This is a genomic window from Streptomyces graminilatus (assembly GCF_001418565.1).
Classification (GTDB): domain Bacteria; phylum Actinomycetota; class Actinomycetes; order Streptomycetales; family Streptomycetaceae; genus Streptomyces; species Streptomyces graminilatus.
On sequence record NZ_LIQQ01000474.1, the window covers coordinates 1 to 9,843 of the forward strand.

At 72.6% G+C, this 9,843-nt stretch carries 9 protein-coding genes; 3 read left to right on the forward strand and 6 right to left on the reverse strand.

Translation table 11 applies throughout. The features are described from left to right. The 3 genes from AOK08_RS33315 to AOK08_RS33325 form a co-directional block, all read right to left on the reverse strand. Positions 1–477 (reverse strand): hypothetical protein (locus tag AOK08_RS33315; RefSeq protein ID WP_055532975.1); only part of this gene is annotated, 477 nt, incomplete at its 3' end. A gap of 73 nt (positions 478–550) precedes the next feature. Next, positions 551–1,096: an HAD domain-containing protein gene (locus tag AOK08_RS33320; RefSeq protein ID WP_055532961.1), complete on the reverse strand. Its 546-nt coding sequence runs from the start codon at positions 1,094–1,096 to the stop codon at positions 551–553. Positions 1,097–1,145: 49 nt separating this feature from the next. Next, complete coding sequence (locus tag AOK08_RS33325; protein ID WP_055532963.1) at positions 1,146–2,354, reverse strand: pyridoxal phosphate-dependent aminotransferase; 1,209 nt, start codon at positions 2,352–2,354, stop codon at positions 1,146–1,148. A gap of 87 nt (positions 2,355–2,441) precedes the next feature. Between AOK08_RS33325 and AOK08_RS33330 the strand changes: the two genes are divergently transcribed. Next, on the forward strand, positions 2,442–3,086 hold the full coding sequence (locus tag AOK08_RS33330; RefSeq protein WP_055532965.1) for a winged helix-turn-helix transcriptional regulator: 645 nt from the start codon (positions 2,442–2,444) through the stop codon (positions 3,084–3,086). 86 nt (positions 3,087–3,172) lie between these two features. On the opposite strand, the gene AOK08_RS33335 is transcribed toward AOK08_RS33330, so the two are convergent. The 3 genes from AOK08_RS33335 to AOK08_RS33345 are packed head-to-tail and all read right to left on the reverse strand — an operon-like array spanning position 3,173 to position 6,818. Further along, positions 3,173–4,000, reverse strand: a complete 828-nt coding sequence (locus AOK08_RS33335; protein WP_055532967.1) for a hypothetical protein — start codon at positions 3,998–4,000, stop codon at positions 3,173–3,175. After that, on the reverse strand, positions 4,000–5,265 hold the full coding sequence (locus AOK08_RS33340; RefSeq protein WP_055532969.1) for a VWA domain-containing protein: 1,266 nt from the start codon (positions 5,263–5,265) through the stop codon (positions 4,000–4,002). The genes AOK08_RS33335 and AOK08_RS33340 overlap by 1 nt, the downstream gene beginning before the upstream one ends. Before the next feature lie 47 nt (positions 5,266–5,312). Further along, entirely contained in the window at positions 5,313–6,818 is a 1,506-nt protein-coding gene (locus AOK08_RS33345; protein ID WP_055532971.1) for an IucA/IucC family protein, read from the reverse strand. Between the two features lie 181 nt (positions 6,819–6,999). On the opposite strand from AOK08_RS33345, the gene AOK08_RS33350 reads away from it, so the two are divergent. Then, positions 7,000–8,517, forward strand: a complete 1,518-nt coding sequence (locus AOK08_RS33350; protein WP_055532977.1) for an IucA/IucC family protein — start codon at positions 7,000–7,002, stop codon at positions 8,515–8,517. 178 nt (positions 8,518–8,695) lie between these two features. Beyond that, positions 8,696–9,843: serine/threonine-protein kinase (locus AOK08_RS33355; RefSeq protein WP_157876893.1), on the forward strand; the 1,148-nt coding region annotated here is incomplete at its 3' end.

Genomic DNA, 9,843 nt, shown 5'->3' on the forward strand with positions numbered 1-9,843 from the left:
GTCCCCGTCCCCGTTCCCGTCGGCCGGGAGGTGTCCGGCCGCCTCCAGTGCCAGCGCGGCGGCCTGCACCAGATGCGTACGCTCCCAGCCGCACGGACGGTCCATGGCCCCGTCCGTATTGGTCATCCGGCGCAGCTCCAGCAGCCCCTGCCAGGCACTGTGCACCTCACGCGTCCGAGCGGGCCCGGCGGCGGGTATCTCCGTCTCACCGCCCACCCGCGCGGCGAACACCCCGGCGCCCCCGGAGGAAACAGGGGCGGCCTCGGCAGCGGCAGGCGGGTCCGCGCGCCGCGCCTCCTCCCGTATGCGATGGCCCGCCGGCGTCAGGAAGTGGTCGTGCGGTGGCCGCGGGTGCCGGAACGCGAGCCCGCGCTTCACCAGCGCGGCGAGCTGGAACTCCGTACCCCGCAGCCGTCCGGTGACGAGGTCGGCGGCGTCGATGACACGGCGCTGGGCGGCGGTCGGCGGGCGTGTCATGGCGCGCTCCTTTCCGGTCTTCGGCCGGTGCGATCGATGCGGCGACGGGTCGGTTCGACCCGTTCCCCGAAGACTACGACCCGCCACTGACATCGCGGGCCCAGCGCTCCAGCTCGGCGAACTCGCCCTCCCGGAGGCCCTTGCGCGGGTCGATCCGCAGCAGCAGCGCCGGCCCGCTGTGGTGCTCGGCCACATGACGGACGTCGAGGTCGGTGATCAGGTCGTCGACCCAGGCGAAGGGACGCCCCTCGGTCCACTCCACGACGCGCCGGGTCTTCCAGTACAGGCCGTCGGGGTCCTTGGCGAACAGGTTGGTGAACTCGATGACCGGCAGATCGGCCGGCAGCCCGATCACCGGGCCGATCATCCTGTTCGCCCCGTGCATCCAGGTCGTGGCCCACACGAGGTCGTACGGCAGGGCGAGCAACCGGGCGCCGTGCCCCGGGTGCAGCCGGACCCGCAGGCCCCGGCGGAGCCGCCGGGAGCCCGGTTTCTGCCGGGCCGACCAGTTGGCGGGGTGCATCCGGCGGGTCACGTAACCCCGATGGCGAAGGAGCCGGGCGCGGAACGGGTTGAGGGGGCCGTCGACGTCGAGGAGCAGCAGCGGTCGGTCCGTCATGGGGACTGGTTACCCATGACGGACAGCGTCCGACCCGTCCCGGCAGTGGCTACTGCCGATAGCCGCTCAGGAACCGCCCGATCCTGCTGATCGCCACCTCCAGGTCGTCCGCGTGCGGGAGGGTGAGGATGCGGAAGTGGTCGGGGGAGGGCCAGTTGAAGCCCGTTCCCTGCACGACCTGGATCTTCTCCTGGAGGAGCAGGTCCAGGACGAACCTCTCGTCGTCGTGGATCTTGTGCACGGCAGGGTCGAGGCGCGGGAACGCGTACAGCGCGCCCTTCGGCTTGACGCAGGAGACGCCCGGGATCTCGTTGAGGCGCTCCCAGGCGCGGTCGCGCTGTTCGCGCAGCCTGCCGCCGGGGGCGGTGAGTTCGTCGATGGACTGCCGGCCGCCGAGCGCGGCCTGGATGGCGTACTGCGCGGGCGCGTTGGGGCACAGGCGCATCGAGGCCAGCATCGTCAGGCCTTCGAGGTAGCTGCGGGCGTGCTGCTTCGGGCCGGTCACCACCAGCCAGCCCGAGCGGAAGCCGGCCACGCGGTACGTCTTCGACAGGCCGCAGAAGGTCAGGACGACCAGGTCCGGGGCGAGCGCGGCGGCGGAGTGGTGCACCTCGTCGTCGTACAGGATCTGGTCGTAGATCTCGTCGGCGAAGACCATCAGGCCGTGGCGGCGGGCCAGGTCGAGGATGCCCTCGATGATCTCCTTGGGGTAGACCGCGCCGGTGGGGTTGTTCGGGTTGATGATGACCACGGCCTTGGTGCGGTCGGTGATCTTCGCCGCCATGTCGTCCAGGTCCGGGTACCAGTCGGCCTGTTCGTCGCAGAGGTAGTGGACCGCCTTGCCGCCCGCGAGGGTGGTGACCGCCGTCCACAGGGGGAAGTCCGGGGCGGGGATGAGGACTTCGTCGCCGTCCTCGATCAGTGCCTGGACGGCCATCGAGACCAGTTCCGATACGCCGTTGCCGAGGAAGACGTCGTCGACGTCGACCTCCAGGCCACGCTCCTGGTAGCGCTGGGCGACGGCCCGGCGGGCGGAGAGGATGCCGCGCGAGTCCGTGTAGCCGTGGGCCTGCGGGAGCATGCGGATCATGTCCTGGAGGATCTCCGGCGGTGCCTCGAAACCGAAGAGCGCGGGGTTGCCGGTGTTGAGGCGCAGGACGCTGTGGCCCGCCTCCTCCAGTGCGTTGGCGTGCTCGATCACCGGTCCGCGGATCTCGTAACAGACCTCGCTGAGCTTGCTCGACTGCCGGAACTCCATGCGCTTACGCCCCTCCGGTTCGTGGTGATGCTTGGTTTTACCAAGTTCCCGCTTGGAAAGTCCAACAACATGTCTAGACTGCGTCGCATGTCACCTCGCCGAAGCTACGACCAGTACTGTTCCGTCGCTCGCGCCCTCGATGCCGTCGGCGACCGCTGGACGCTCCTGATCGTCCGGGAGCTGCTGGCCGGTCCGCGCCGCTACACCGACCTGCACGCGGATCTGCCGGGCGTCAGCACGGACGTACTGGCCTCACGGCTGAAGGACATGGAGCGGGACGGCCTCGCCACCCGCCGCCGGCTGCCCCCGCCCGGGGCCGCGTATGTGTACGAACTCACCGGCCGGGGGCGGCAGTTGCTGCCGGTGCTCCAGACGCTGGGGGAGTGGGGCGCGCCCGAGCTCGGCGAGCGCCGGGCCACGGACGCCGTACGGGCGCACTGGTTCGCGCTGCCGTTGCTGCGCGGGCTGGGCGAGGTGAGCGGTGCGGGCGGCGAGGGGCTCGTCGAAGTCCGCCTGGAGGAAGGCGAGTTCCATCTGTACATCGGTGCCGAGGGCGGTCCGGTGTACGGGTCGGGGCCCGCCCCGGAGGAGCCCGACGCCCGCCTGTCGATGGACACCGGCACGTGCGCGGCGGTCGGCGGGGGAGATGTCGGCGTGCTCGACGCCGTGCGGGACGGACGTATCGAGGTGACCGGCGAGGGGACCCTCGCCAAGGCTCTGCGAGAGGCCTGACATATCGAGATCGAGGCCTGGTACGGGACAGGCCCGCCGTGCGACCGTGCGCGGCGGGCCTGTTGACGAATCGTCAGGGATGAGCGTCAGGCTCCCGGCGGGACCTGCCTCGGGCGGCCCGTGCCGCGTGTCAGGGCGTAGCCGCCGATGCCCGCCAGAGCGGCCAGCGCGGCGCCGATCCCCGTCCAGACCCAGCGGTCGGTCCACCAGCCGGAGGACCAGCCGTCGTCGGGCTCGATGCTCGACAGCACCGCGGACGCCGTCGAACTGTCGTCCTTCTTCTCGGACTTGACCGCGATGCCGGGCACCAGCGGCTCGGCCAGCGAGCCGTCCACCGCCGCCGCGCCGCCGATGTCCTTGGAGTCGACCCGCACCTCGGCGCCGACCGGGAGGCCGAGGTCGGAGGCCGCGAGGTTCACCGTGGTCAGCCGGATGTAGTACGTGCCCGGCAGCGGGTCGTTGGCCCACGGCTCAGACCAGGCGCGGACCGTGCGCAGGACGCACGCCAGCTCCACGGACGTGGTGCCCGGGGCGGCGGTGCGGGTCTGGGCGCCGTACTGGCAGGACTGGCGGCGCCGCAGACCGTCGTACACGTCGAGCTGCCAGACCTCGGACGCGTGTGTGTCCGGCAGCTTCACCGTCGCCTTGACGGTGGGGCGTTGACCGGCGTCCGCCGGGAACGACCAGTACAGGTAGTCGCCCGCCGAAGCGCTCGCGGTGGCCTGCTGCCCCTGGTCGAACTCGGTCGCTGTACGGAACGACGTGCCCGCCGAGGTGGGGGCCGAGGCGCCGTCCGAGGGGCTCGCGGAGGGCGAGGCGTCGGCGAGCGCCGGGGCGGCGGCCAGCCCGAGCAGCAGCATGGCCGAGCCCAACGCGCGTGTGGCGCAGGTCAGTTGATTCTTGAGAGTGCGCATCAGTTGGTCCTCCATACCGCGACCCGCCAACGCGAGATCCAGCCCCACAGGACACCGGTGAGGAAGCCCACCAGGATGAGCGTGCCCAGCAGCCACCAGCCGCGGCCGAGCCCGAAGGACGCCACGTCGCTCGCCTTGCTCGGGCCGTCGACGAGGTCCACGGTCAGTTCGAGCGGGAGACCGGGCACGGTCTTCACCCCACTGGCCGCCGAGAAGGAGTTGGTGACCTGGAGACACACCGTCTCGGCCGTCGACTCGTCCTCGTCGTCCGACTCCGCCTTCGGATAGCGCAGACCCGTCGAGATGACGTCGGTACGGCCGGTGCCGTTGCCCTCGCCGCGGACGATCTCCCGCCCGTGCGTGGTCACCGCCCGCAGCAGCACCCCGTAGTCCGGGTTGACGGCCCGGTCGGCCGACACGCTGACCGAGGCGCGCAGTTCCTGTCCCGGCGCGACATCGACGCGGTACCAGCGCTGCCGGCCGAACTCCTCGCGGTCCGTGTACAGACCGGACTTCACCGCCGGGGCGTTCGCGCACCCGTCCGCGCCCTCGACGGCCACCGGGGTCACCACCGGGTCGGCGGCCCGGACGACCAACTGGTTGACCTTGTCGGTGAGTTCGTCGGTGTGCTCGACGGACGTGTACGTCCCGCCGGTCGCCTCCGCGATACAGCTCAACTGCTGCCGCAGCTTGGTGTTGGGGACCAGACCGAGGGTGTCGATGGTGAGACCGATGCCCTTGGCCGCGATCTCCCGGGCCACCTCGCACGGGTCGAGCGGCGCGCAGGTGTCCTCGCCGTCGCTGATCAGCACGATGCGCTTGGTGCCCTCGCCGCCGTTCAGGTCGTCGGCGGCCTTCAGCAGCGCGGGGCCGATCGGTGTCCAGCCGGTGGGCGTGAGCGTCGCGACCGCCGCCTTGGCCTCGGTGCGGTCGAGCGGGCCCACCGGGTAGAGCTGCGCGGTGTCCTTGCAACCCGTCTTCCGGTCGTCGCCCGGGTAGTTGGCGCCCAGCGTGCGGATGCCGAGCCGGACCTCCTCGGGTGTCGCGTCCAGCACCTCGTTGAACGCCTGCTTCGCCGCGGCCATCCGCGACTGGCCGTCTATGTCCCGCGCCCGCATCGAACCGCTGACGTCCAGGAGGAGGTTGACCTTGGGGGCGAGTGCGGTGGTCTCGTCGGCGACGGCTCCGGCCGGGACCGCGATCCCGGCCGCCAGGGCGGCGAGCAGGGCACAGGCACCCACCGCCAGCCGTTGTCTTGTGATCATCGACGGATCCTATTGACACCGGGTCACCCGCTTCAAAACGGGGCCCGTCAGTCACCTCCCCGCTTCAGCTCTCCCAGCGGGTTGGGCAGTTGGGTCCACAGGTCCCCGGGCGTGTCCGGCGAAAGCCGCATCAGGGTCAACGCCTTGGTGGGCAGCGGCCGTTCGAGCAGCGCCGCCAGATCCGGCGTGCGCGGCAGCCCTCGTACGGCCGTCTCCAGTGCCGCCCGCAGCGCCGCCTCCGAACCGGCGGTCGCCCCCAGCGACCCCGCCACCAGCGAGCCGAACAGCTTGCGGCGCAGGGTGGTTTCGTCGTCGGTGACGATCCGTCCGGCCAGCTCCGGCGCCGCGATGCCGTGCCGGGCCAGCCGGGCCGGGCTGACGCGGATGTCGGCGAGGTCGCGGTAGACCAGCCGCAGCGGGTCACCGGTCGCCGACAGCACGACGAGGAGGTTCTGGCCGTGTGCCTCCAGGGCCACGCCCAGATCGAGCAGGCGCAGACCCACGGTGAGAGCGAGACGTGCGAACCCGGCCAGCCAGGAAGGCGACCGGGGCAGCCCCGTGGCCGCGAGGGCGCCGACCGGAACGACGTACTCACCGGCCGCCCGGTCCCCGTACAGATCCGGTGACTCCCTCAGCACCGCCGCCAGATCGGGGGAGTCGGCGGTGACCGCGCCCAGGGTGCGGGTGATGTGCAGCAGCCCGTCGAGACGCGCCGCCATCGACTCCATGAACGCCGACACTGTCGCCGCCGTCCCGATCGAGTACGGCGAGATGTCCCGTACCGAGGAGGTGAGCCGGGCACTCAGCGCCGTCTTGAGATGCTGACCGCCGTCCGCGAGGGCCAGACCGCGCAGCGACATCAGGGGATGCGCCGACAGCCCGCCCCTGTCCGGGAGTTGGAGCACGTGCTCCGCCTGCCAGGGATGCACCGGGATCAGCGGACGCCCATCGTCCCGCAGCCACTCGGGCCACTCGCCCCGCACCGCGCAGTCGTCCGCCGCCACCAGGGCCAGCCGCACGACCGGCCGGTGCTCGGGCCCGTACGCGAGCTGCTCGGCCACCGAGAACCCGGGCCGGGAACGGCAGTTGGGGTGGAAGGGATGGCCGTCGACGACCCGCTGCTCCCACTCCCAGCCGGTCGCGGGGACGGTCGCCGTACTGTCCTGGCCGGCGCGGGACAGGGCCAACGAGGCGACACTGTGGCCGAGTTCGGCCGCGAAGGCTGATCCGTGCGGGACGGCCAGGTCCGTCATCAGCCGCGCCGGATCGCCGTACCACACCGTCCCAAGCCGTACGGCGGTCACACGGCCGTCGACGGCGTACGGATCGGCGTACGGGCCCTCAAGGCGGCGGCCGTCCGCCAGCAGGAGGACGGCGCCGCTCTCGCGGCGGACGATCCAGGGCAGCGGCTCATGGACGAGCCCCCGCCACAGCCGCGTCAGTACGGCGGCCCGGGCCCCGGGCAGCTCGGCCGCGTACCGCGGCACGAGGTCGGGGCGAAGGACGGCCAGTTCGTCGGCGACCTCGGCCTCGGCGCTGGGGGGACGGTGCACGGCGGGCTCCTCGGGTGCGGGTGGTGTGGTGCGGGCGGTACCGGCGGTTCGGGTTTGGGCGCGGGTAAGTGCTGGTGAACGGGCATGGACGACGACAGACATACTGATCGCCAGTTCACCGCGGGACACCGCGAACCGTAGGGAAGCACCGTAAGAAACGAGGGAAAGCGTGGACCCCACCATGCCCCCCACCGCCCCATCGGCCGGGCCCGCGCACCCCGGCACCGGAGCACGCGCCGACGCGTACGCGAGCGCTCCCCTCCTCAACTGTCTGCTCCGGGAGGTCGCGCGGCCGGTCCCCGGCACGGGCGAGCCGCACGTGTACCGGCTGCCGAGCGGGGAACGCCTGCTGCGGGTGCGCGGGGGACGGCGGCCCGCCGCGCCCGAGGTCAGCACGGGGGACGGCGGGTGGCACGCGGTCCCGCACGCCGAACTCGTCAAGCTCGTGGCCGAGGAACTCCAGGCGCACACCGGCCTGTCCAACCCCGAACTGCCCGCCGAGATGGCCGACAGCCGGGACACGGTCGCCGCGCTGCTCACCGCCCGCGACCGCGCGGTGCCGCCCGCCGATCCTTACCGGCGCTCCGAGCAGTCCCTTCTCACCGGGCACCCCTACCACCCGGCGCCCAAGGCGCGCGGCGGCGGCCCGGTGTCGGGCTGGCTGCCGTACGCGCCCGAGGCGTACGCCGCGTTCCCGCTGGTGCTGCTCGGCGTGCGCGAGGACACGGTCGTCGAGGAGGGCGACGTGTCCGCCCTGGACGCCTTCGGCACGGCCCCGCCCGGCTATCGGCTGCTGCCCGCCCACCCCTGGCAGCTCGACCTGGTCGCCCCGGGCCTGACGGACGCTTTCCGGGACGGCCGGCTGATCCGCCTCGGTACGACCACCTTCGACACCTGGCCCACGGCGGCGATCCGCACGCTGTACGCGCCCGGGCACGACCTCTTCGTCAAGTTCAGCCTCGACGTCCGCATCACCAACGACGTACGCCGGCTCTGGCGCCACGACCTGCTGAAACTGCGCCGGACGGACGCCGCGACGACCGCCGCCTCGGCCCGGACCCCCGGCGGTTCCTGGCTGAGCGACCGCGGCTACCGCACGGCCGACTTCGCCTTCGAGGAACTGGCTGTACTGGTCCGGGACGGCCTGGGCGACCACGTCGTCCCCGGCGCAACGCCCCTGCTCGCCGCCGCCCTGGTGGAGGGCTTCGCCGGGACCCCGCTGGACGGCCTCGCGGACCCCGCCGCCTGGTGGACGGCGTATCTGCGCGCGGTCGTACCCCCGGCCCTCGAACTGTTCGCCCGGCACGGCGTCGTGCTGGAGGCCCACCTCCAGAACTGCCTGATCGCCGTAGACGCCGCCGGGACGCCCGTACAGGCGCTGTACCGGGACGCGGAGGGGGTCAAGCTGCTGCCGGAGGTGAGCCGGGCGGCCGGGTGGGAGCGGCTGGTGTACTGCCTGGTCGTCAACCACCTCGTGGAGATCGCCGAGGCCCTGCGCGAACGCCACCCCGACCTCGACCCCTGGCCCGCCGTACGGGATGTGTTCGAACGCGAGAGCCGCCGCCTCGGCCTCCCCGAGGCCGCCGCCCTGCTCACCGCGCCCACCCTCCCCGGCAAGACGAACCTGCTGCTGCGCTGGACAGGGGCGGACGGGGCCGACGCCCGCTATCTGCCCCTGCCGAATCCCCTGGCGGAGTGAAGCAGCAGGGGCAAAGGGAACCGTTTCCGACCCGATGACGTCATGAGCGGAGCATCTAGACTGATGGCCGGTAATGCCGGTATTGGGGAGTCTCGTGGCTGATTTCGGCCGCTGGACGGGGATGGGGGCGGGGCGATGAGTTCCCGCAGCCGGGCCGGAGAGGTGGGATGGGGCAGTCATGAAACCGCTCGGAGCAGGTGATCCCGTCTCTGTCGGAGAGGGCAGATACCGGCTGGTCGGAAGGCTCGGCCAGGGCGGAATGGGCGTCGTCTACTTCGGCCGCTCGCGGTCGGGCCGGGCGGTGGCCGTCAAGGTCGTACGACCCGAACTGAGCACGGAACCGGGCTTCCGGCGCCGATTCGCCGACGAGGTGGCCGCGGCCCGCCGCGTCGGAGGCTTCCACACCGCGCCGGTCGTGGACGCCGACCCGGAGGGCGACCCGGCCTGGCTGGTGACGGCCTACGTGCCCGGCCCCACCCTGCGGGACGTCCTCGACCAGGTGGGCCCGCTGCCCGCCGACACGCTCACCGTGCTGGCCGCCGGCCTCGCCGAGGCGCTGGCCGCGATCCATCAGGCCGGGGTCATCCACCGCGACCTGAAACCCGCCAACATCATCGTCGCGGAGGACGGCCCCCGGGTCATCGACTTCGGCATCGCGCGGGCCCTCGACGGTACGGCCCTCACCCAGACCGGGTTCCAGATCGGCACGCTCGGCTTCCTCGCGCCGGAGCAGCTCACCGGCGGCACGCTCACCCCCGCCGTGGACATGTTCGCCCTGGGTGTGGTGCTCAGCCAGGCGGCCGGCAGCGCTCCCTTCGGTGACGGGGCGTCGGCCGCCTGGCCCTACCGCGTCGTCCACGAACAGCCGGACCTCACCGGCGTGCCCGACCCGCTGCGCGGACTGGTCGCCGCCTGCCTGGCCAAGGACCCGCTCGACCGCCCCGGCCCGTCGGAGTTCCTCGACCGGCTCACGGTCCGGTACCCGTCGGACACCTGGCTGCCAGCCGAGGCGACCGCCCTCATCCGGAGGCAGGCCCCGGCGGCTTACCTCGCGGCGACGGACCGCCCGTCGGCCGGGCCCACCGATCCGCGCGTGATCGTGTCGGGGCCGCCGCCGGTCGCTGAGGGGTGGTACGGGACCACCGATCCGCGTACGGCGGTGTCTGGGCTGCCGTCGGTTGCCGATGGGCAGGCGCTCGGGACGGATCAGCGTGCGACGGTGTCGGGGCCGCCGCCGGTCCCTGACGGGCGGGCCTGGGGCACCGATCCGCGTACGGCGGTGTCTGGGCTGCCGTCGGTTGCCGATGGGCAGGCGCTCGGGACGGA